Raw genomic sequence first — 21,052 nt, forward strand, 5'->3', positions numbered from 1 at the left:
TTTTATTTATTTACTGTTCTAACCTCCGCCCCCCCCCCCCCCCCCCCCCCCCCCCCCCCCCCCCCCCCCCCCCCCCCCGACGCTCAGAGCGCGAAGTCCAGCGCGAACTCCTGGTACACCCGCTCCGCGATCGCCCGCGCCCTGGGCGCGTACGCCGGGTAGAAGGTCTTGCCGCACTCCAGGTCGGCCAGCGCCGCCGTGACCTCCTTGTCCAGGTACGGCTTGGCCTGCTCAGGCGTCAGCCGGGGCAGCACGACGGCCCCCTTCGGCAGCGAGCCCTTGCTCTGGGCCCTGGCGACCTCGGTGGCCTCCTTCGCGAAGGTGGCCCGTCCCCGGTCGGCCAGCACCGACGGCCTGGTCTCGGCGACCTTCAGGCAGCCTCCGAACTCCTTGCCCAGCGCGGCCACCTTGGCGTCGGCGTCGAGCTCGCGCAGCCCCTTGGCGAGCGCCGAGTTCACGTCGGCGAGGAAGTCGTCCTGCGAGGTCACCGTCTTGCCCAGCACGGTCTTGACGGCCTTGGCGAAGCACTTGTCGTCCGCCGCCCGCCAGGCCTTGAGGTCCTTGGCCGACAGCGACATGAGGAGCTTGTCGTTCCTGCTCTCACCCATGTCCCGGTCGACCGCGGGGTCGCCGGGGAAGACGAGCCTGGACCAGACGCCGAAGCCGTACTTGGCGCGGTAGGCCCGCATCGCCTCGTGGTCGCCCGCGAGCCGGGCGCGCTCCTCCTTCGTCCGGTCACGCTTGATGACCTTCTCCGGCAGGTACGTGAGCCCCTGCTCCTTCATGCAGGCGGCCCGCATCGACTCGATCCTGGCCTTGTTCTCGTACGCGGCCTCGGTCCCCGGCGTGGCCGTGGCCAGGCCGCCGAACGAGGTCGCGAGCAGGGCGGTGGCGACCGCCTTGGCAACGAACATGATGATTTCCCTTCGTTTCCGGACATGCGAAACAGAACTCCCGGCGCGAAAGGCGCCGGATCGGGGGAAGGTCTCAGCAGGGGATGCGCAGCCGCGACGCCTTGGGCGACACTTCCGGCAGCGCGGTGACCAGATCGACGGTCAGCACGGCGGTGCCCGTCACCGTCCCCTCGCGGGAGGTGTAGACGCCCTCGGGCATCTTGACCTGGATGTCCCTGGTGTTCACCGTGCGTTCGCCCAGGTAGTGGTAGGTCTGCCGATCGAAGATCAGCTCGGAGCGGCGGCCGTCGCCCTCGTCCATGGCCACGGCGACGCCCGGCCGGCCCGCCGCGTCCACGGCATCGCCGATCAGGCGGATCCCCTTCAGCTCGGACGCCACCTGGAAGAGCGCGGCACTCAGGCTCGGACGCACCACCGACTCCGCGACCAGCTGCTTGAGCTCGGCCCACATCCGCGCCGGATCCCGGCCGGTCCGGGCCGCGAGCTTCGCGCGTACCGCTTCGACGTCGGTGGGCCAGGCGCCCAGCCGCACGTAGGCACGTTGGCCGGGGCAGGAGGACTCGTACAGGGTGTCCTCGGCGCCTCTGTCCCACAGCCACCGGGGCACCGGGTCGCCCGTGACGGACTCGGCCCGATCCCGGAGCAGCCAGGACTTGCCGGGGTCCGCGGGTTCCCAGCGCTCCTCGACCGCCGTCACCACGTAACCCAGCACCGGCCCGCCCGACGGGTCGCGCGTGTTGCGCGGGTCCTGGGTCCGCCTCTTCGTGTGCACGTACTGGCCGGGCCCGGGCACCAGGTCCCGCTGGTCGGCGGCGGCCTTAGCGGCCCGCTCCAGCACCGCCTGGGCGTTGGCCGGCGGCGTGGCCGACCCGCCCAGGACCACCTGCCCCGCGATGATCACAGCGGTGAGCGCCGTCGCCAGCAGGCCGACGGCGGCCAGCCGGAAGGCGTACCGGCGCCGTGGTCGTGTGCGCGGTGGGGCCGCCGCCCGGGCCAGCAGCGCGACGCGGGCGGCGGCCAGGTCACGCTCGGTGGCCTCGGGGGTGTCCGCCCACAGGCGGTCGAGCTCCGCCATCTCATCCATGATCGGTTCCCTCCAGGGCCTGGCGGACCTTCTTGCGCGCCCGGTTGAGCCGCGAGCGGACCGTCCCGACCGGGATGTCCAGCGCGACGGCCACTTCCTCGTACGTCAGCCCGACCCACGCCACCAGCAACAACGCGTCCCGGTCCCCGGTGCGCAGCCGGGCCAGCGCCGCGACCAGCGGCCGGTTGACCGCCAGCGTCGCGACGCCGTCCTCGACCAGGCCGCCGCCGATCTCCGCCGGGTCCAGGCCGCCACGCGCGTACGCCCGGTACCTGGCCAGCTCCCGGCGGTGCCGCTTGCCGATCACGTTCGAGGCGATGCCGTACAGCCAGGGCCGGGCATCGTTCTGGCCGGGCTGATAGCGGTGCCGGTGCTCGAAGGCCGCCAGGAACGTCTCCGACACCACGTCCTCGGCCGCGTCGGCGCCCAGCCTGCGGGCGGCGTAGCGGTGCAGCGCGGGGGCATGGCGGTCGAACAGCACGGCGAACACCTCGGGCTCCTCCCGGGACCTGCGGATCAGGTCCGGGTCGGCGGCCTCGGCCGTCGCCGGTTCTGCCATGAAACGGTCAGCTCCTTCATGCGGTGCCTTCCTCGGTGGGCACGGTCGCCTGTACTTACCGCCATGGCGCGAAAGAGTTCACGGACGACTCCGATGCCATGACCGCTTTGGGCGGGAGCGCCCGGCGGATGTGGCACCATCGAATCGGCACCGCGGCGCGCGGGCGGGTCGCTCGCGCCGCGCGGGCAGACGGGCCAGCACGGTGGAGGCCGGGAAGCGAAGGACATGAATCGGGCACCAGGCATGGTGGATGTGGCACGCGAGGCGGGCGTGTCGCACGTGACCGTCTCCCGCGTCCTCAACGACCACCCGTCCGTCCGCCCGGAGACCCGGGCTCGTGTCGAGGCCGCCATCGAGAAGCTCGGCTATCGCCGCAACAGCGTCGCCCGCGCGCTCAAGAGCCGCCGTTCCTCGACGATCGGGGTGGTGCTCGCCGGGGCCGAGCTGTACGAGCTGCCGCGCATCCTGCGGGGCGTGCAGACGGCGGCGCAGCGGGCCGGCTACTGGGTCAATATGGCCAGCTGGCAGGGCGGCACCACCAGAGACCTGGCCGAGACCCTGCAGCGGCTCACCGACCAGGCGGTCGAGGCCATCGCGGTCATCGCCGACCGGCCCATGGTGATGGACGCCCTGGCCGACATCGTGACCGGCGTGCCGATGACGGTGGTCATGTCCGGCAACGTGCCCAACCCGGACGTCGGCTTCGTCGAGCTCGATCAGGAGCTGGGCGCGCGGCTCGCCGTACGGCATCTGGTGGAGCTGGGGCACCGCCACATCGTCCACCTGACCGGCGCGCTGCGCACCTTCGACGCCCGAGCCCGCGTCGAGGGTTGGCGGGCCGCGCTGGAAGAGGCGCCGGAGGCCGGCGGCGAGTTCTTCGAGGGCGACTTCACCGGCAACAGCGGCTACCGGCTGGCCCACTACCTCGTCACCCGCCGCACCGGCGAGCCGCCGACGGCGATCTTCGCCGGCAACGACCAGATGGCCATGGGGGTGCTGGCGGCCTTCGCCGAGCTCGGTGTGAAGGTGCCCGGGGACGTCTCGCTCGTCGGTTTCGACGACATCGCGGGAGCGGCCTATCAGGTGCCCGCGCTGACCACGGTCCGCCAGGACTTCGTCGCTCTCGGCACGCGCTGCATCGAGCAGGCGCTGCGCATGATGCAGGGCGAGCCGGCCTCGTGCGAGCGGATCGCTCCCGAGCTCGTGATCCGGCGCAGCACGGCGCCGCCCAAGCCGCCCCGCTAGGCGGCCGTTTCGGGGTCGGGTTGGTAGTCGAACCAGTGGACCCGCGCCCGTCCGGCGCTCGCCTGGCCGTTGCCGGTGGCGTACAGACCCAGATAGACCCCGACGAAACCGCCCGCGCGCTCGGTGCTGAAGAAGGACCGTTCGATCGTGGCCAGGCTGATCCACTGCGCCGCCGTGAGGTCCCTGACTCGGAAGGTGTAGCCGGCCTCGTCGCCGTCGACCGCCAGCAGCACCTCGCCGGTCGAGACCGGGACCGAGGCCCGGCGGGTGCTCGTGCCCGCCTCCCGGACCGTCAGCACGACCTGCGCCTGCCCGCCGCCGTCCACGGTGAGGGCGAGCGTGGCGTGGTGGTCCTGGTGCTGGAAGACGGCCAGACCGGCCTCCTCCGACGGGCGGGCCGCGGCGAAGCTGATCCGGGTCCGCACGCCGAAGCGGACGTGCTGCTGGCGCCGGCCGAGGAAGGCCGGCACGCCGGTGGAGCTGAGGGCCTCGGGGGCAAGGTCGAGGTCGAGGCCGGACCCGTCGGCCGTGGGCCTGACGCGGTCGCCGGCGGGACCGCGCAGGCTGTTCCACTCCAGCCCGCCGAAGTGCGCCCGGCCGGCCGGAACAGTGGTGTCGCCGTCCGGTCGTCCGGCCGGTACGGCGGTGTCGCCGTCCGATTGTCCAGCCAGAACGGCGGCGTCGCCGTCCGGTCGGCTGGACGCGATCGACGGGAGCCGCTCCGACAGCCGCACGGCTCCCGACTCGGGGGCGAAGACGGGCCCGTGGGCGGTCCAGGTCACGGGCACGAGGAAGACCTCCCTGCCCAGCGTGTGGGTGCCCGCGATCGGCCGCACGCCGAGCGTCACCGCCCACCACTCGCCGACGGGGGTGTCCACCAGGTCGGCGTGGCCGACGTTGTGGATGGGCTCGCCCGGGCCGCGGTGCCGGTGGGTCAGCAGGGGGCTGCGCGGGTCGGTGACGTAGGGTCCGGTGACGGTGCCGGAACGCGCCGCGGTGACGCTGTGGTTGCTCTCGGTGCCGCCTTCCGCGGCGATCAGGTGGTACACCCCGTTGCGTTTGTACAGGTGCGGCGCCTCCACCCACGCCCCGCGCACCGCGCCCTGCCACAGCACGTGCGTGGGGCCGACGAGCTTGAGCCGGTCCAGGTCGAGTTCGCGCATCCACAACTCGCCGGGACCGCCCTGGACCGCGTCGCGGCAGGCGGTGAGCCAGCACCGGCCGTCGTCGTCGAAGAACAGCGACGGGTCGATGCCCTCGGCCTCCAGCGGCACGGGGTCCGACCACGGCCCGGCGGGGTCGTCGGCGGTCACGACGAAGGTGAGGCTCCCCTGCCGGTTCACGGCCACCGTGGAGACCACGTAGAAGGTGCCGTCGTGGTGACGGATGGTCGGTGCCCAGACGCCGTCGGAGACGTCCAGGCCCTCCAGCGCGAGCAACCCAGGCCGGTCCAGCACATGCGTGAGCTGACGCCAGTGCACCAGGTCACGGCTGTGGAAGAGGGGGAGTCCAGGAAAATAGGTGAATGACGAGGTGACCAGGTAGAAGTCCTCGCCGACCCGGCAGATCGACGCGTCCGGATAGCACCCGGGCAGGACCGGGTTGCGGAAAGCAGGCACGGGGGGGCTCCGAGAGGTCTCACAAAGAGGGGGCTTGACAGGATGACAACGTTAACATCAGGTTAGATCCCAACGCACGACCCGGCATTCCCGCCGAGGCGCACCACCCCTCGCCCAGGAGATCGTCATGACCCCACCGACCCCGCCCCGACGCCGCCGACCCCGGACGAAGCTCGGCGCCGCGGCGCTGGCGCTCGCCCTGGCGGCGTCGCTGGCCGCCTGCTCGTCCGCCGACACCCCCTCCTCGGAGACGGCGAGCGCAGCCGGGCCGGTCACGCTGGAGTTCTGGACCTGGAGCCTGAAAGGCAGCGATCCGGCGGCCAAGGCGATCGTCGACAAGTACCACCAGGAGCACCCCAACGTCACGATCAAGCTTTCGGAGGTCGGCGGAACCGCCGACACCGCCTCCAAGCTGCTGGCCGCGGACAAGGCCGGCGACACCCCCGACGTGGTGCAGCTGGAGTACCGCGGCCTGCCCGCCCTGGTCGTGGCCGGAGCCGTCAAGGACATCACCGCCGACGTGGCCGGCGCCCAATCCGGCATCGACCCCAACGTCTGGGCCTTGACCACGTTCAACAAGCAGGTCTACGGCGTGCCGCAGGACATCGGGCCGATGATGCTCACCTACCGCAAGGACCTGTTCGACAAGTACGGCGTCAAGGTCCCCACCACCTGGGCCGAGTACGCGAAGGCCGCCGAGCAGATCCACAAGAAGGATCCCGACGCCTACATCGCCGCCTTCGCCGCCACCCAGTTCGAGTTCTTCGCCGCCCAGGCCGCCCAGGCAGGCGCCCAGTGGTGGAGCACCGACGGCAACGCCTGGACGGTCGGCATCGACGGCGAGCCGTCCCTGAAGACCGCCGACTTCTGGGAGGACCTCGTGAAGCGGGACCTGGTCAAGGTCGAGCCGCTGCTCACGCCGGAGTGGAACGCCCAGGTCAACAAGGGCAAGATCCTCAGCTGGGCAGCCGCCTCGTGGGCGCCCAGCGTCATCCACTCCGTGGCACCCGACACCGCCGGCAAGTGGGAGTCCGCGCCGCTGCCGCAGTGGACGCCGGGCCAGACCGCCGTCCCGTTCCTGGGCGGGTCCGCCTACCTGGTGCCGTCCAAGTCCAAGCACGCCAAGGAGGCCGCGGCCTTCGCCGCCTGGCTCGGGGCCTCCGGCGAGGGCTCCAAGCTGCTCCTCAGCCTTGACATCTTCCCCGGCGGCAACGCGGGCCGCCAGGCGACGCTGACCCACGAGCCGCCTAAGCTGATGCCGCAGCAGAAGGACTTCTACCAGGTCACCGACCAGGTGATCAAGAACACCACCATCCCGGTGACCTGGGGACCCAACGTGAACGTCGCCCAGAGCGCCTTCGGTGACGCGCTCAACAAGGCCGCGCTCGACAAGACCTCCTTCCGCGCGGTCTTCCAGGCCACGCAGCAGGCCGTCGTCGCCGACCTGCAGAAGTCCGGCTACACCGTCACCAAGTAAGACGCCGAGGGCCCGGCCGGGCCCTCGGTTCGACCCCTCCCTGGACATCTCATGCCCGCCAGCTCCACCGGGCGACGCCTGCGCGTCCGCGCCGTCGCCACCCCGTGGCTGTTCGCCATGCCCGCGATCGTCTTCTTCGCCCTGTTCCTGATCATCCCGATCTGCTACGCCGTCTACCTGAGCTTCCGCGGCTTCCGCATCGAAGGCGGCGGCGCGTTCGGGCGGCGGGTGGAAGCCTTCATCGGGTTCGACAACTACGCCGCCGCGCTCTCCGACCCCGAATACGTCGCCGGGCTCGGCCGGGTCCTGCTCTACGGCGTCATCGCCATCCCCAGCGTGCTCGGCCTGGCCCTGCTGTTCGCGCTGCTGCTCGACACCCCCAGGGTGCGGGCGCGCGGCTTCACCCGCACCGCGATCTTCCTGCCGTACGCGGTGCCCGGCGTGATCGCCAGCCTCCTGTGGGGCTTCCTGTACCTGCCCAGCACCAGCCCGCTCACCTACATCGCCAGGCAACTGCAGGCCGGGCCGCTGGACTTCTTCGGCTTCCCCGCCCTGTACTTCTCGCTGGCCAACATCGCGCTGTGGTCCGGCGTCGGCTTCAACATGATCATCATCTTCACGTCGCTACGCGCCATCCCCACCTCCATCTACGAGGCGGCCCGCATCGACGGGGCGAGCGAGTGGCAGATCGCCTGGCGCATCAAGATCCCGCTGGTCGCCCCCGCGCTCGTGCTCACCGGCCTGTTCTCCGTGATCGGCACCCTGCAGCTCTACAGCGAACCCGCCACGCTGCGGCCGATGACGACCACGATCAGCGCCACCTGGGTGCCGCTGATGAAGATCTACCAGGAGGCGTTCATGAACGACAACCTCGGCGGAGCCGCCGCCGCCTCCGTCGTGCTGGCCCTGGGCATCCTCGCCATCTCGCTGCTCCTGCTGCGCTTCTTCCAGCGCCGGACCTTCGGGGACAACGCATGACCGCCGTGCCCCGTACCGGTGACCGCCAGTTCCACCGCCGCCGCCCAGCGTCGGCGCGGCGGCCGCGCCTCCCGCTGATCGTGCTGCTGCTCGGCGCGCTGTACTGCCTGACCCCGGTGGCCTGGGTGGTCATCGCCTCCTCCAAGACGCCGCGCGAGCTGTTCACCACCTTCTCCTTCGCGCCAGGCACCGGCATCCTCGACAACCTGGCCAACCTGAGCGCCTACGGCGACGGCCAGTTCTGGAAGTGGGGGCTCAACTCGCTGCTCTACGCCGGCGTCGGTGCGATCCTGTCGACGATGGTGTCGGCCATGGCGGGCTACGCGCTGGCCAAGTTCCGCTTCCGCGGGCGTGAGTTCCTGTTCTCGGTGATCCTCGCCGGCGTGCTCGTGCCCGGCATCGTGCTGGCCGTCCCGCAGTATCTGCTGATGGCCGCCGTCGGCCTGGCCGGGACCCACTGGTCGGTGCTGCTGCCGGTCATCATCAACCCGTTCGGCATCTTCCTGTGCCGGGTCTTCGCCGCCGCCTCCGTCCCGCAGAGCACGCTGGAGGCCGCGCGTCTGGACGGCGCCGGGGAGACCCGGATCTTCGGGGCCATCGTGCTGCCCATGATGGTGCCCGGGCTCGTCACGGTGCTCCTGCTGCAGTTCGTCGGCATCTGGAACAACTTCCTGCTGCCCTTCATCATGCTCTCCGACCAGGACAAATACCCGATCACCCTGGGCCTGTACACGTTCCTGGGCAAGGGCGCCGGGGACAGCGACCTGTACCCGCTGGTCATCATGGGCTCGGCCGTCTCCGTCATCCCGCTGATCGCCCTCGTTCTGGTGCTGCAGCGGTTCTGGCGCGCCGACCTGCTGGCCGGCGGATTGAAGGGATGACCCACCGATGAAGTTCACCGACGGGCTCTGGCAGCTGCGCCCCGGCGTCACCGCGCTGTACGCGGCCGAGGCGTACGACATCGCCACCGAGGACGGCGCGTTCACCGTGACCGCGCCCACCACCGTCATCCACCGCCGCGGCGACACCCTCAACCGGCCGGTCCTCTCGCTGAGGCTGTCGTCACCGCTGGCGAACGTCATCCGCGTCCGCATCGACCACCACATGAGCGACGAACGCGGCTTCGACCTCGTCGGCGCCGAGGACGGCCACGGCATCGTCAAAACGGACGACGCGACCACGCTCACCAGCGGCGCGCTGAGCGCGACCATGGCACCCGGAGCCCCCTGGAACCTGTCGTTCCACGGTGACGGGCGTCCGCTGACCTCCAGCGGTCACAAGTCCATCGGTTACTTCCGGCTCGCCGGGGACGCGCAGGTCGATCCGGCGCCGGTCGGCGGCGCCCGCGCCTCCGTCCACCTCGCCCAGCAGCTCGCGCTGGACGTGGGCGAGGTGGTCTACGGGCTGGGGGAGCGCTTCGGGCCGCTGGTCAAGAACGGCCAGACGGTGGAGATCTGGAACGCCGACGGCGGGACCTCCTCGGAGCAGGCCTACAAGAACGTGCCGTTCTACCTCACCAACCGCGGATACGGCGTCTTCGTGAACCACCCGGGGCACGTCTCGTACGAGATCGGGTCGGAGACGGTGCAACGCGTGCAGTTCTCGGTCGCGGGGGATAGTCTCGAATACTTCGTGATCTACGGGCCCACCCCCAAGCAGATCCTGGAACGCTACACCGCGCTCACCGGCCGCCCCGCGCGCCTGCCCGCCTGGTCCTACGGCCTGTGGCTGTCGACCTCGTTCACCACCGACTACGACGAGCAGACGGTGACCTCGTTCATCGACGGCATGGCCGAGCGCGACCTGCCGCTGTCGGTCTTCCACTTCGACTGCTTCTGGATGCGCGAGTTCAACTGGTGCGACTTCCAGTGGGACCCGCGGGTCTTCCCCGACCCCGAGGGCATGCTGGCCCGCCTGCACGACAAGGACCTGCGCGTCTGCGTGTGGATCAATCCGTACATCGCCCAGCGCTCACCGCTGTTCGCCGAGGCCGCCGGGCAGGGCTTCCTCCTGAAGCGCCAGGACGGGTCGGTCTGGCAGTGGGACCTGTGGCAGGCCGGCATGGGACTCGTCGACTTCACCAACCCCGACGCGACCCGCTGGTTCCAGTCGAAGCTGCGCGCGCTGCAGGACCAGGGGGTCGACGCGTTCAAGACCGACTTCGGGGAGCGCATCCCGCTCGACGTCGCCTACTTCGACGGCTCCACCCCCGAACGCATGCACAACCTCTACACGCACCTCTACAACACGGCGGTGTTCGAGGTGCTCGAAGAGCGCCGGGGCCGGGGCGAGGCGGTGCTGTTCGCGCGGTCGGCGACCGCGGGCGGCCAGCGGCTGCCGGTGCACTGGGGCGGCGACTCGGGATCGACGTACGGGTCCATGGCGGAGAGCCTGCGCGGCGGCCTGTCACTCGCGTTCTCCGGGTTCTCCTTCTGGAGCCACGACATCGGCGGCTTCGAGGGCACTCCCGACCCCGGCGTGTTCAAGCGCTGGGTCGCCTTCGGGCTCATGTCCTCCCATTCGCGGCTGCACGGCTCCACCTCCTACCGCGTTCCGTGGGCCTTCGACGAGGAGGCCGTGGAGGTGACCCGGCTGTTCACGAAGCTCAAGCTGCGCCTGATGCCGTACCTGTTCCAGGCGGGCGTCCAGGCGCACGAGAGCGGGACACCCGTGATGCGGCCCATGGCGATGGAGTTCCCCGGCGACCGCAACGCCGCCCACCTCGACACCCAGTACATGCTCGGCCCGGACCTGCTCGTCGCGCCCGTCTTCACCCCCGACGGGACGGTGGAGCTCTACCTGCCCGACGGCACGTGGACGAACTACCTGACAGGGGAGCGCGTCGAGGGCGGGCGCTGGCGCACCGAGCGGCACGGCTTCACCTCGATGCCGATCTACGTGCGCGAAGGCGCCGTCCTGCCCGTCGGCGCCAGGGACGACCGGCCGGACTACGACCATCTCGACGGCCTGACCCTGCGCGTCTACCCGGGGCCGGACGGGGAGACCACCCTCACCGTCACCGATCACGCCTCCGGCGAGCCCGCCCGGTTCACCGTCACCCGCTCCGGTGGCGAGGTCCGGGTCTCCTCCTCCCTCGCCTCCGGCTGGACGTACGAACTCGCCTGACGCGCGGTCAGCGCACGGGGAGGAGCACCGCCGACGGGTGTTGCGGGTCGTGGAAGACCTGCTGGTCGGCGGTGCGGAGGGTGGTGGCGGTGGCCCGGGGTTCGCCGGTGCCGGGGTTGCGGTTGTAGCGGGGGAAGGCGCCGCTGGAGACCTGGACGCGGATGCGGTGGCCGCGCTTGAAGCGGTACGCGGTCGGCCACAGGGTCACCGTGGCGGGGGTGATCTCGTCGGCGCCGGTGAGGCTGATCAGGCCGTCGCAGACGTTGGTGGAGCGGCCGTCGGCGTCGACGTCGCACAGCCGGACGAAGACGTCGGCGTGGGGGAGGCTGGAGCGGAAGAAGATCTCGGCGCTCACCTCGCCGACGACCTCGGCGTCCTCCTCCAGTACGGACGTCGTGTACGTGAGGACGTCGGGCCGGGCCTCCAGGGCGGCGTTGTCGACGCGGCCGGCCTTCTCGCCGAAGGCCATGCGGACGCCGCCGAGGGCCGGGGTGGGGTCGGCCGGGTCGTAACGGTAGCCGTCGGGAGACGAGCCGGCGGGAACCTCGGTGGACAGGGCGCCGCCAGGCTGGAGATGGAAGCGCCGGGGCTCGTATCCCGGCGGCGGCCAGGACGGGAAGTCGCGCCACTTCTCCTCGCCCATGACGAACAGGCGGACCGGGGCGCGCTCGGCCGGCTCCTCGCCCCGGGCCAGCGCCAGGCCGAAGTCGAGGGCCTCGGCTGCGGCCGTCTGCCCGACACCCATGGAGACGTGGGCCCAGGGGCCGACGGTGAGGCGGGCGAGGGGGTGTCCGGCGTCCTGCAGGGCCCGGTGGTCGCGGATCTGGCCGGGCAGGAAGATGTCGTACCAGCCGCCGACGCTGCTCACCGGAACCTGGATGTCCGAGACCCGGTGCCGGTGGTCCAGGCCCTGCCAGAACGGGCTGCCGGCGTCGTGGGCGAGGATGTTCTGGATGTAGTCGTCGTGGTGGCCCAGGGCGGCGGTGTCGGCCTGGGCCAGTGGCAGCGTACGCAGGGCACGCTGGACCTTCTTGGCCCGGAGCAGCTGGCGCGGCATCCCGAGCGGGCGTTCCTGGCCGGCGACCTGGACGCCCCAGACGAACGGGGTCTCCAGGGAGAAGGCGTCCCCGCGCAGGAAGTCCAGGGTGAGGGCCGATTCGGAGACCCCGGGGATCATGGCCTTGACCTGGGGAGGTACGGCGTCGGCGACCGCCCACTGGACGAAGCCGAGGTAGCTGGAGCCGTACAGGATCATCGACTCGCCGAACCAGGGCTGCCGGATCACCCAGTCGAGGGTGTCGAGCCCGTCCTCGCGCTCGCGGCGCAGCGGGTCGAAGGGGCCCTCGGAGCCGAAGGTCCCGCGGGTGCTCTGGATCAGCACCTGGAAGCCCCGTTCGGCCAGCGGGCGGGCCATCGGGTCCGAGGTCAGGCCGGCCCGGCCGTAGGGGGCGCGGATGAGCGCGGTCGGCAGGCCGTCGCCGCCGGACTTGGGCGCCCAGCGGTCGGCCAGCAGGACGGCTCCGTCGCGCATCGGCACGCGCAGGTCGCGCTCGATCGTCAGGTCCCTGGTGAGGGGCGGGGGCAGGCGCAGCAGGCGCTGGACGAGATGGCTGTTCAGGTTCATCGCGGGCGACCTCCGGGGGTGCGGGCGAGGGTGGTCGAGAGGCGCAGCAGGCGGTCGGCCAGTTCGTCGGGGTCGAGGGGGTCGTCGGCGTCGATCAGCCAGTCGTTGACGATCGTGCCGGTCCCGCCCGAGATCAGCGCGGCCAGGTCCTGCGCGGTGGCGTCGTCGAGGTCGCCGAACACCTCGCGCAGGCCCGTCACGGTGATGAGCGAGCCGAACAGCCTGTTCAGGTCCCGGGTCATCGGGAACGCGCAGGATCCGGTGAGCATCGCGCGGTAGAAGGGCCGGTGCCGGGCGAAGTGCCGGGCCATCGCCAGCATGCGCGCGCGAGGCGGTGCGCCCTCGTCCCCGGCCTCGGGGAGGAGCTCCCGTTCGACCAGGTCGGTCGCGGCCGCAACGAGGAGCGCGTCGCGGTCCCCGAACTGCAGGTACACCAGCTGCCGGCTGACGTCCGCGGCGTCGGAGAGCTCGCCGACGGGAAGGGCCGTGGTGCCGCGCTCGGAGACCAGGCGTACGGCGGCGGCCATGAGGGCGGCACGGGAGCGGCGCACCCGGCGGTCTTGTCGATCCTGCACGCCCGCAACTCTAGACATGTGTTAAAAAATGGACAACAGTTAAATCAGTCGATTTAGGAAAAGGAGCCGCCATGTCCGCAGTCGAGGAGCCCGAGGTCCGTACCGCCGCCGGCGTGGTACGCGGCCGCACGGAGGACGGCCTGGCCGTCTTCCGCGGCATCCCGTACGCCGAGCCCCCGATCGCCGCGGCCCGCTTCCAGGCGCCGCGGCGCGTGCACGGCTGGGACGGCGTACGGGAGGCGTTCACCTTCGGCCCGCCCGCTCCGCAGGACGCGAGCATGGCCGGCCGCGGTGGCGGTGACCTCTTCAAGGGCACGGGTGACGACTGGCTGACGGTCAACGTCTGGACGCCCGACCCCGACCCGGCCGCCCGCCGCCCGGTGATGGTGTGGATCCACGGCGGCGCCTACAAGCACGGCTTCTCCGGCAGCCCCGGCTACGACGCCCGGCACATCGCCCGCGACGGCGACGTGGTCTTCGTGTCGCTGAACTACCGCCTCGGCGTCGAGGGCTTCGCCCATATCGACGGCGCACCCGCCAACCGGGCCCTGCTCGACCAGGTCGCCGCCCTGGAATGGGTGCGGGAGAACATCGCGGCGTTCGGCGGCGACCCCGGCCAGGTGACCGTCCTCGGTGATTCGGCCGGCGCCGGGTCCATCGCGGCGCTGATGGTCATGCCGAGCGCGGCGGGCCTGTTCCGGCGCGCCGTCGGGCAGAGCCTGCCGGGCACATTCTTCTCCGACGCCCTGGCCCGGGACGTCGCCGCGGCGATCGCCGCCGAGGCGGGCCTGCGTCCGACGGCCGGGGACCTGTCGGGCGTGGATCCGCGGGAGCTGCCGGCGATCGGGCACGCCCTGGAGTCGAAGATGCGGCAGTACGAGGACCGCTGGGGCTCGTTCGCGCACACGCTCACCGCCTTCTCGCCCGTGGTCGACGGCGAGGTGCTGCCGGCCGCCCCCTGGCAGGCGCTGGCGGGCGGCGCGGGACGGGACGTGGAGCTGATCATCGGCCACACCCGCGACGAGTTCCGCACGTTCCTCCTCTTCGCCGGACAGCTCGGCAAGATCACCGAGGAGCAGGCGGGGGAGACGCTGCGCCGCTTCGGCCCCGGCGAGGACGGCGAGCGCGCCTACCGCGCGGCGTTCCCCGGCGCGTCCGCCGAGGAGCTCCACGAACTCGTGCAGACCGACTGGCTGTTCCGCATGCCGACGCTGCGCCTGGCCGAGGCGCAGGCGGCCGGGGGCGGCAGGGCCCACCTGTACGAGCTGACCTGGCAGTCCCCGGGCAACGGCGGGGTGATGCGCGCCTGCCACGGGCTGGACGGCCCGCTGCTGTTCGGCACCTACGACGCCCACCTGGGCCCGGCGGCCATCGGCCCCGAGCACACCGCCGAGGCCCGCGAGCTGACGGCGCAGATCCGCACGGCCTGGACGTCCTTCGCGACCTCGGGCGATCCGGGCTGGCCCGCGTACGACTCCGAACAGCGCCTGACCCGGATCTTCGACACGGTGCCGTCGGTCGCGGCGTACCCCGAGGAGACCTCGCGCCGCCTGTGGCAGGACCACGTCTTCGAGGCGCTTCCCCTGCTGACAGCCTGAGAGACCGGGCGTTCCCGCCCGGTCTCTCAGGGGTCACCTGGCGAGAGGCGTCAGTGCGATCCTGTCCACGATGGGGGCGTACTTCGATCGGAGCAGGACGTCGGGGAACGTGCCGGAGCTGTAGGAGTCGCCGTCGAAGTCCGGCAGCTCCTGCGAGGCGAAGGCGATCGTGTTGGCTCCCTTCGTGAGCTGGACCGGGATGGTCAGCTCCCAGAAGTTGCCGGCGTGGAAGGAGTGGGGGAACCAGGCGCGCCGCGGCTCGGCGCCGTTGACGGAGACGTCGGCGTGGCGGGCCAGCGGGTCGGGGTTGTAGTGGGAGGCGGGGGACTGCTCGGGGTTGGAGTAGCGGACGGTCATGGCGTAGGCCCCGTTCCTGGGGGCGGTGACGTCGAAGGTGAGGGTGCTGGCGTTGCCGGGGGCGCCGCCGACGTCGGTGACGGCCTTGCCGCCGCCGGCCAGCGGGTAGGCGGCGACCTTGGCGGTGCCGGCGAGCCGGGCGGCCTCGGCCTCGTACCAGGTGGGCTTGAGAGTGCCGTCGGTGTTGGCGACGCGGAGGCGGTCGAGGCGGAGCGTGCCGGACCGGCCGGTGAGCGTGATCTTGTTGATGCCGCCGGACAGGAACGCCTTGACCTTGGTGTCGGCGTTGACGCCGGTGAGGCGCCGGCCGTTCACGTCGAGCCAGGCTCGGCCGCCGCCGAGGGTGTCGACGGCGAGGGTGGATTCGCCCTCGTCGGGGGAGTAGACCCAGAAGGTCGCGGTCTGGTCCTTGCCGATGGCGGCGTGGCCGGTCTTACGCGTGTAGCCGGCGCGGGCGCCCTTGAGGGTGGCGTACTCGGCCTCGTAGATCGTCTCGGCCGCCGCGGGGTTGGCGAGGGAGAGGTCGATCTTGTCGACGAGCGCGTCGCCCTTGGTGGCGCGGGTGCCGTCGAGGCTCCTGGCGGCCAGGGTGAGGACGTGCTCGCCCTTGGTCAGCCTGACCTCGGTGCCGGCGTGGTCCCAGACCAGCCAGCGGTAGCCGAGGGGCAGGTGCAGCTCCTGCTCGGCCGCGCCGTCGACCCGGAGGAAGACGTTCGTGGGGCCCTGCTCCTTGACGGCGTCGGCGGTGTTCATGGAGTTGGCGAAGACGGACAGGTCGTAGGTGCCGTCCCGCGGCACCGAGATCTTGAAGTCCAGGGTGAGGTCGGAGCCGGTGCGCAGGCCGCCGACGTCATGGCCGCCGGAGGTGTAGTACTGGCCGACGTTGGACGGCGAGCCCTGCGGGCCCTCGCGGCGGTAGGCGCTGCCGGTGTGGGCGGCGTCCTCGGCCTCGTACGTGGCCTGCCAGAGCCTGGTCGGCGCAGCGGGGGAGGAGGCGTCGCGGCCGGGGCTGAGGATGATCTGGTACGCCGACGACTCCTTGAGCCTGGGCAGCGCCCGGCCGAAGTCGAAGGCCACGGAGCCGCCCTCGACCCGCCGGTCGAGCTCGGCGAGGACCTCGGGCTGGGCGGAGTCGCCGAGCTGGCCGGTCCACGGGATCTCCTGGACCAGCGCGTGCACGGCGCCGCCGAACAGCGCGGTGTCCACGTTGTCGAACCGGATGCCGGCCTTGCCCGACGTGCCGCCGAACAGGACGCGGGCCTGCGCCTTGGCCCTGTCGAGGGTGGCGACACCCTGGAGGGTGTAGCTCACATCGGGGCGCGGCGGCGTGACCTTGACCGTGTCGCCGGTCATCTGGCCGTAGGCGTTGAGCAGCCACCACTGGCCGTTGCCGCGGCCCGCCTGCACAGCCGAGTCGGACAGGTTGCCGTCGATGTTCCAGTACGCGATGTCGGCGTCGACCTTCGACTCCTCGATGGCCGAGGCCCACTGGATCATCTGGCCGGGCACCGAGGTGTGGTAGTTGTGCGCGTACTCGTTGAGGTTGATCGGCAGCCGCTTGTCGCCGAGGATGGCGCGCTCCCAGCCGCGGTACCTGGCGACGTTCGTGCGGATGGCGGCCGGGTTGCTCAGCTCGTGCCAGGTGACGACCTCGGGGAGGGTGCCCGCCTGCGAGGTGTGCCGCAGGAAGTCCTGGACCCTGTCGTAGAGCACGCTGGTGTTGGGGCCGGCGATCCTGGCGTGCGGCATCTTACCCTTGATCAGGGCGTGAACCTCGTCCCACGCCTTGAAGTAGGCACGGGGGTCGCTGAGCCAGCTCACCCGGTCGTAGCTCCACTCGCCCGTGCCGAACATGTTGCCCTCGGGCTCGTTGAACGGAACGAAGACGATGTTGTCCTGATATTTCGGGTCGAGCTTGAGGACCTGGTCGACCTGCTTGGCGATCTTGGCCTTGAAGTCGTTCAGCCTGGCCTCGGGGGTGCTGCCGGGCCACTGGTAGGGGAAGCCGCGGTAGATGTCGGTCATGTAGATGTACACGTCGCCGCCGGTGCTGTCGGCCAGCGGCTTGACCACTTCCAGGGCGTCGGCGCCCGGGTGTTGCGGGCCGTCCTGTGCCTTGGTCGAGACCGTGCGCAGGTTCATGCCTTCGAGGAGGTTGCGGGCCGGGACGCCGTCGCCGTAGACCCCGTACAGGGTGCCGGACGCGCCGCCGTGGAAGGCGCCGGTCTCGGCACCGAGGTCGACGGTGAGGTTGTTGCCGATCACCTTGACCGTGGCCTGGACGGGGGTGCCGTGCGCGGTGCCCTTGACGGTGAACTGGCCGGGCTCGGCATACCGGGCCGGATCGACGGCCTCCCAGGTGATGGGGACGCCGCGGCGGATGCCGTCGGTGAAGTCGGCGCTCGCGGTCTTCGGCAGTTCCGGCGCGATCTCGGAGTACGTCGTGACCTCGAAGGAGGTCTGCTCGATCTTCGTGAGCGTGGCCAGGTGGTCGCCGGCCAGGGCGGCGACCTGCCCGGCGTCCATGGCGGCGTCGTACACGCGGAAGTCGTCCAGCTCGCCGTCCAGGAACGGGTGGCCGCCCCAGAACGGCCTGCCCAGGAAGCCGGAGGTGGTGTTGCCGTCGGCGTGCATCACCTTGGCCAGGTCGATCTCCGCCGTGGTGCTGCCGACGGCGGCGCCGTTGACGTAGTAGGTCAGGGTCTTGCCGTCGATCGTGGTGACGAGATTGACCCACTGCCCGGCCGGCAGTTTCTGCGTGCCGGGCACACCCACCTCGGTGTTGCCGTTGACCGGCTTGATGGACGAGCGGGTGGTCGCGTCGCCGGCGAAGGAGGGGGTGACGAAGGTGGCGGTTCCGGCGTCCTTGCCGAGGTTGTAGACCCACTGGAAGTCGGGGCCGCCCGACCACTTCAGCCAGGTCGAGATCGTCATGGCGTGGCGGTCGCGGAACAGGCCGCCCGGGATCGTCACGTAGGGGGCCGTGGTGGAGCCGGTCGCCCCGCCGGGCAGGGACAACGCCTTGGTGCCGTCGGGGCCCTCGGCGGTGGTGGCAGCGCCGGGGTTGGCCAGGGTGCCGTCGAGGCCGGAGGGAGAACGGTCCGTGACGGTGCCGCCGGACAGGTCCCCTTCGAAGTCGTAGTGCAGGACGAGGTTCGGGGCCGCCGCCTGTGCGGCGCCGAGTGCCGGTAAGGCGGCCGCCGGGATCGCGGTCAGCGCGAGCGTGGCGGCGAGGACGGCGGTGCGTGCCCGCCGGGATGAGGGTTGAGCCATGCGTCTTTCCCGTTCGGGGAGTGCCGGGGATGTGGTCGAATCGATTCGACTGGACCATAAGCGTCTCCCGGCACGGCGGTCAAGAGCCGGAAACGTGGACGACATGCCGCCGTCACGCGGACGGCGGCTCTGGGCCGATCAGCCGCGCGGCCGGGCGGGGCCGGTGGTGCCGCGCAGCGAGATGGGCGGGGCCACCAGCAGGTGGCGCTGCGGGGTGCCGGGGTCGGCGACGCGCTGGATGAGCAGCTCGACGGCGCGCGCGCCCATCTCGTCGGCCGGGACGTCGGCGGCGGTGAGCGGCGGGTGCAGGTTCTCGGCCCAGTGCTGGGCCGCGACACCGGCGATGGAGAAGTCGCCGGGCACGCTCAGGCCCGCTTCGGCCAGCCCCCGGTACATGCCGGACACCGCCGCCTCGTTGATGGTGGCGACGGCGGTCAGCCCCGGATGCTCGGCGAGGAGCTGCTGCAGGCAGGCCTGCCCGGCCTGGGCGTCGTCGGCGCAGCAGACCCGCACGCCGCGCAGGCCGCGCTCGGCGATGGCGCGGTCGAAGCCGGCCTGCGCCCGGTGGCCGGGGCCGTAGCCGGCGGCGACCAGCTCGGCGTTGCGGTTGACCAGCGCCAGCTGCCGGTGGCCGAGGTCGGCCAGGTGGTGGACGCACTTGGCGATCAGCGTCTCGTAGTCGATGTCCACCCAGGACATGTCCTCCGGGTGCCGGGTGCGGCCGATGCCGACGAACGGCAGGCCGAGCTCCTGCAGCCGGGCGACCCGGTCGTCCTCCAGCCGGATCTCCATGAGGATGACGCCGTCCACGCGCCGGCCGGTGACGACGCGCTCGAAGGAGCGGTCGTGCTCGCCGCCGGAAGGCGACAGCAGGACGTCCAGGTCGGCGCGGGCGGCGGCGTCGACCACGCTGGCCACGAAGCCGAGCTGCATGTCGGTCAGCCGCTGGCTGGCCGGCGGGATGACCAGGCCGATCGTGCGGGTGCGGCCCTCCTTCAGCGCCCTGGCCGAGGCGTTGGGCCGGTAGCCCAGCTCGTCGATGACCGTCAGGATGCGGCGCTTGGTCTCCTCCGACACCGGGCGCTTGCCGGTGAGCGCGTACGAGACGGTGCTGCGCGACACTCCCGCCCGCTTGGCGATCTCTCCGATGTTCACCCGTGCTCCTCGTCCGATTCCGCCGGTCGGCGACCATCGTAGGTCGAACCGGTTCATGACGTGGCACTCCGTCGCGACGTCCCCGCCCATTGACGCCTACGGCGGAGCGGGCCTATCTTCGGTCGAACCGATTCGGCGAATCGATTCGACTTCGTTCCGAAACAACCTCGTCACGCGTGTCAGCGGAGGTCAGCTCAATGAGATCAGCGGCAAGGAGCCGGCGTGCGGCCGGCGCGAGTCTGGCGGCCCTGGCCGCCGTGGGCGGGCTGGTCGCCTGCTCGTCATCGTCCGACGGCGGCCCGGCGACCGCCGGTCAGGCCACCGGGGGCGGGACGTACACGATCTGGGACCCGTACCCGCAGTACGACAAGAGCTCGGAGTGGGTGAAGCTGCTGGACAAGTGCGGCACCGACGCCGGGGTCAAGGTCGAGCGCACCGGCTACGACACCAGCGACCTGACGAACAAGGCGCTGCTGGCGGCCCAGCAGGGCAACGCGCCGGACGTGCTGATCGTGGACAACCCGGTGGTCTCGACGCTGGCCGAGGCCGGCGTCCTGACGACCACCGAGCAGAACAAGCTCGACGTCTCCGCGATCGCGCCGAACCTGCTGGCCGCAGGTCAGAGCGGCGGCAAGACGTACGGCGTCCCGATCGGCGCCAACACCCTCGCCCTCTACTACAACAAGGACGTCCTGAAGAAGGCCGGGGTGGACATCGCCGCGGTGAAGGACTGGCCCTCGCTGACGGCGGCGCTGGAGAAGGTGAAGGCGGCCGGGAAGAAGGGCATCACCTTCTCGGCGATCGGCACCGAGGAGGGCAGCTTCCAGTTCCTGCCCTGGTTCTGGGGCTCCGGCGCCGCTCTCACCAAGCTCGACTCGCCCGAGGGCGTCTCGGCCGTGGCGCTGTGGAGCGACTGGCTGAAGAAGGGGTACGCCCCCAACTCGGTCATCAACAACACCCAGACGACGAGCTGGCAGGAGTTCGCCACCGGCGACTTCGCCTTCGCCGAGAACGGCACCTGGCAGCTCGCCAACGCCAAGAAGACCGGCTTCGAGTACGGCATCATCCCGGTCCCCGGCAAGGCAGGCGGCACCGCGCCCGCGCCCACCGGCGGCGAGTTCGTCAGCGTCCCGGTCCAGTCCGACACCGGCCGCTACGCCACCTCGCAGAAGCTCGTGACCTGCCTGACCAGCACCGACAACTCGCTCGCCACGACCACCACCCTGTCCTACGTCGCGCCCACCGACGCGGTGCAGGCCAAGCAGGTGGCGGCCGGCCCCGAGCTGAAGGTGTGGGTGGACGCGGTCAAGGCGGCCAAGGGCCGCACCAGCGACGACCTGGGCACCAAGTATCCGAAGATCTCGGAGCCGATGTGGGGCGCGGTGCAGGCGGCGCTGAGCGGGTCCAAGTCCCCGCAGGAGGCGATGACGGCGGCCCAGGCGGCCGCGGCGAGCGCGACCCAGTAGCC

The 21,052-nt window shown here is 71.4% G+C and carries 15 protein-coding genes; 7 read left to right on the forward strand and 8 right to left on the reverse strand.

Annotation, left to right across the window (positions count from 1 at the left end; translation table 11 throughout):
• Window positions 1–83: 83 nt before the first annotated feature.
• The 3 genes from ACIHFD_RS60420 to ACIHFD_RS60430 form a co-directional block, all read right to left on the reverse strand.
• Complete coding sequence (locus ACIHFD_RS60420) at window positions 84–914, reverse strand: hypothetical protein (RefSeq protein ID WP_397374652.1); 831 nt, start codon at window positions 912–914, stop codon at window positions 84–86.
• 73 nt (window positions 915–987) lie between these two features.
• The gene (locus ACIHFD_RS60425; RefSeq protein WP_397374653.1) at window positions 988–1,998 is read right to left on the reverse strand and encodes a CU044_5270 family protein; all 1,011 of its coding nucleotides are present in this window, start codon (window positions 1,996–1,998) and stop codon (window positions 988–990) included.
• Window positions 1,991–2,557, reverse strand: a complete 567-nt coding sequence (locus ACIHFD_RS60430) for an RNA polymerase sigma factor (RefSeq protein WP_397374654.1) — start codon at window positions 2,555–2,557, stop codon at window positions 1,991–1,993. The genes ACIHFD_RS60425 and ACIHFD_RS60430 overlap by 8 nt, the downstream gene beginning before the upstream one ends.
• Window positions 2,558–2,782: 225 nt before the next feature.
• Here ACIHFD_RS60430 and ACIHFD_RS60435 point away from each other — a divergent pair, with 225 nt between their 5' ends.
• Window positions 2,783–3,802, forward strand: a complete 1,020-nt coding sequence (locus ACIHFD_RS60435) for a LacI family DNA-binding transcriptional regulator (protein ID WP_397374656.1) — start codon at window positions 2,783–2,785, stop codon at window positions 3,800–3,802.
• Here ACIHFD_RS60435 and ACIHFD_RS60440 read toward each other — a convergent pair.
• On the reverse strand, window positions 3,799–5,421 hold the full coding sequence (locus ACIHFD_RS60440; protein WP_397374658.1) for a glycoside hydrolase family 43 protein: 1,623 nt from the start codon (window positions 5,419–5,421) through the stop codon (window positions 3,799–3,801). The genes ACIHFD_RS60435 and ACIHFD_RS60440 overlap by 4 nt on opposite strands.
• Window positions 5,422–5,548: 127 nt before the next feature.
• Between ACIHFD_RS60440 and ACIHFD_RS60445 the strand changes: the two genes are divergently transcribed.
• The 4 genes from ACIHFD_RS60445 to yicI are packed head-to-tail and all read left to right on the forward strand — an operon-like array spanning window position 5,549 to window position 11,002.
• Window positions 5,549–6,898 carry an ABC transporter substrate-binding protein gene (locus ACIHFD_RS60445; RefSeq protein WP_397374660.1) on the forward strand — a complete coding sequence of 450 codons (1,350 nt, stop codon included), beginning with the start codon at window positions 5,549–5,551 and terminating at the stop codon, window positions 6,896–6,898.
• A gap of 51 nt (window positions 6,899–6,949) precedes the next feature.
• The gene (locus tag ACIHFD_RS60450) at window positions 6,950–7,876 is read left to right on the forward strand and encodes a carbohydrate ABC transporter permease (protein WP_397374661.1); all 927 of its coding nucleotides are present in this window, start codon (window positions 6,950–6,952) and stop codon (window positions 7,874–7,876) included.
• Window positions 7,873–8,757: a carbohydrate ABC transporter permease gene (locus ACIHFD_RS60455; RefSeq protein WP_397374662.1), complete on the forward strand. Its 885-nt coding sequence runs from the start codon at window positions 7,873–7,875 to the stop codon at window positions 8,755–8,757. The genes ACIHFD_RS60450 and ACIHFD_RS60455 overlap by 4 nt, the downstream gene beginning before the upstream one ends.
• A 7-nt stretch (window positions 8,758–8,764) precedes the next feature.
• The gene (gene yicI / locus ACIHFD_RS60460) at window positions 8,765–11,002 is read left to right on the forward strand and encodes an alpha-xylosidase (RefSeq protein ID WP_397374663.1); all 2,238 of its coding nucleotides are present in this window, start codon (window positions 8,765–8,767) and stop codon (window positions 11,000–11,002) included.
• Between the two features lie 7 nt (window positions 11,003–11,009).
• Here the strand turns inward: yicI and ACIHFD_RS60465 are convergent, their stop codons facing one another.
• A complete protein-coding gene (locus ACIHFD_RS60465) occupies window positions 11,010–12,626 on the reverse strand; it encodes a CocE/NonD family hydrolase (protein WP_397374665.1) in 1,617 nt (538 codons plus the stop codon).
• Window positions 12,623–13,201, reverse strand: a complete 579-nt coding sequence (locus ACIHFD_RS60470; RefSeq protein ID WP_397374666.1) for a TetR/AcrR family transcriptional regulator — start codon at window positions 13,199–13,201, stop codon at window positions 12,623–12,625. The genes ACIHFD_RS60465 and ACIHFD_RS60470 overlap by 4 nt, the downstream gene beginning before the upstream one ends.
• 71 nt (window positions 13,202–13,272) lie before the next feature.
• Here ACIHFD_RS60470 and ACIHFD_RS60475 point away from each other — a divergent pair, with 71 nt between their 5' ends.
• Window positions 13,273–14,799: a carboxylesterase/lipase family protein gene (locus tag ACIHFD_RS60475; RefSeq protein WP_397374668.1), complete on the forward strand. Its 1,527-nt coding sequence runs from the start codon at window positions 13,273–13,275 to the stop codon at window positions 14,797–14,799.
• A 33-nt stretch (window positions 14,800–14,832) separates the two neighbouring features.
• Here ACIHFD_RS60475 and ACIHFD_RS60480 read toward each other — a convergent pair whose 3' ends face one another.
• Both ACIHFD_RS60480 and ACIHFD_RS60485 read right to left on the reverse strand, forming a co-directional pair.
• Entirely contained in the window at window positions 14,833–18,429 is a 3,597-nt protein-coding gene (locus ACIHFD_RS60480; protein WP_397374669.1) for a LamG-like jellyroll fold domain-containing protein, read from the reverse strand.
• A gap of 138 nt (window positions 18,430–18,567) precedes the next feature.
• Complete coding sequence (locus ACIHFD_RS60485) at window positions 18,568–19,584, reverse strand: LacI family DNA-binding transcriptional regulator (protein ID WP_363982578.1); 1,017 nt, start codon at window positions 19,582–19,584, stop codon at window positions 18,568–18,570.
• A 197-nt stretch (window positions 19,585–19,781) separates the two neighbouring features.
• Between ACIHFD_RS60485 and ACIHFD_RS60490 the strand changes: the two genes are divergently transcribed.
• Window positions 19,782–21,050, forward strand: coding sequence for an extracellular solute-binding protein (locus ACIHFD_RS60490; protein WP_397374670.1), 1,269 nt, complete (start codon window positions 19,782–19,784; stop codon window positions 21,048–21,050).
• Window positions 21,051–21,052 lie beyond the last annotated feature (2 nt).

This window comes from Nonomuraea sp. NPDC051941, from assembly GCF_044593615.1.

Excerpts from the sequence above, each read along its gene's own strand:
- ACIHFD_RS60490 (WP_397374670.1), top strand. The coding sequence starts at position 19,782 with ATGAGATCAGCGGCAAGGAGCCGGCGTGCGGCCGGCGCGAGTCTGGCG.
- ACIHFD_RS60450 (WP_397374661.1), top strand. The coding sequence starts at position 6,950 with ATGCCCGCCAGCTCCACCGGGCGACGCCTGCGCGTCCGCGCCGTCGCC.
- ACIHFD_RS60455 (WP_397374662.1), top strand. The coding sequence starts at position 7,873 with ATGACCGCCGTGCCCCGTACCGGTGACCGCCAGTTCCACCGCCGCCGC.
- ACIHFD_RS60435 (WP_397374656.1), top strand. The coding sequence starts at position 2,783 with ATGAATCGGGCACCAGGCATGGTGGATGTGGCACGCGAGGCGGGCGTG.
- ACIHFD_RS60420 (WP_397374652.1), bottom strand. The coding sequence starts at position 914 with ATGTTCGTTGCCAAGGCGGTCGCCACCGCCCTGCTCGCGACCTCGTTC.
- yicI (WP_397374663.1), top strand. The coding sequence starts at position 8,765 with ATGAAGTTCACCGACGGGCTCTGGCAGCTGCGCCCCGGCGTCACCGCG.
- ACIHFD_RS60445 (WP_397374660.1), top strand. The coding sequence starts at position 5,549 with ATGACCCCACCGACCCCGCCCCGACGCCGCCGACCCCGGACGAAGCTC.
- ACIHFD_RS60475 (WP_397374668.1), top strand. The coding sequence starts at position 13,273 with ATGTCCGCAGTCGAGGAGCCCGAGGTCCGTACCGCCGCCGGCGTGGTA.
- ACIHFD_RS60480 (WP_397374669.1), bottom strand. The coding sequence starts at position 18,429 with ATGGCTCAACCCTCATCCCGGCGGGCACGCACCGCCGTCCTCGCCGCC.
- ACIHFD_RS60465 (WP_397374665.1), bottom strand. The coding sequence starts at position 12,626 with ATGAACCTGAACAGCCATCTCGTCCAGCGCCTGCTGCGCCTGCCCCCG.
- ACIHFD_RS60425 (WP_397374653.1), bottom strand. The coding sequence starts at position 1,998 with ATGGATGAGATGGCGGAGCTCGACCGCCTGTGGGCGGACACCCCCGAG.
- ACIHFD_RS60430 (WP_397374654.1), bottom strand. The coding sequence starts at position 2,557 with ATGGCAGAACCGGCGACGGCCGAGGCCGCCGACCCGGACCTGATCCGC.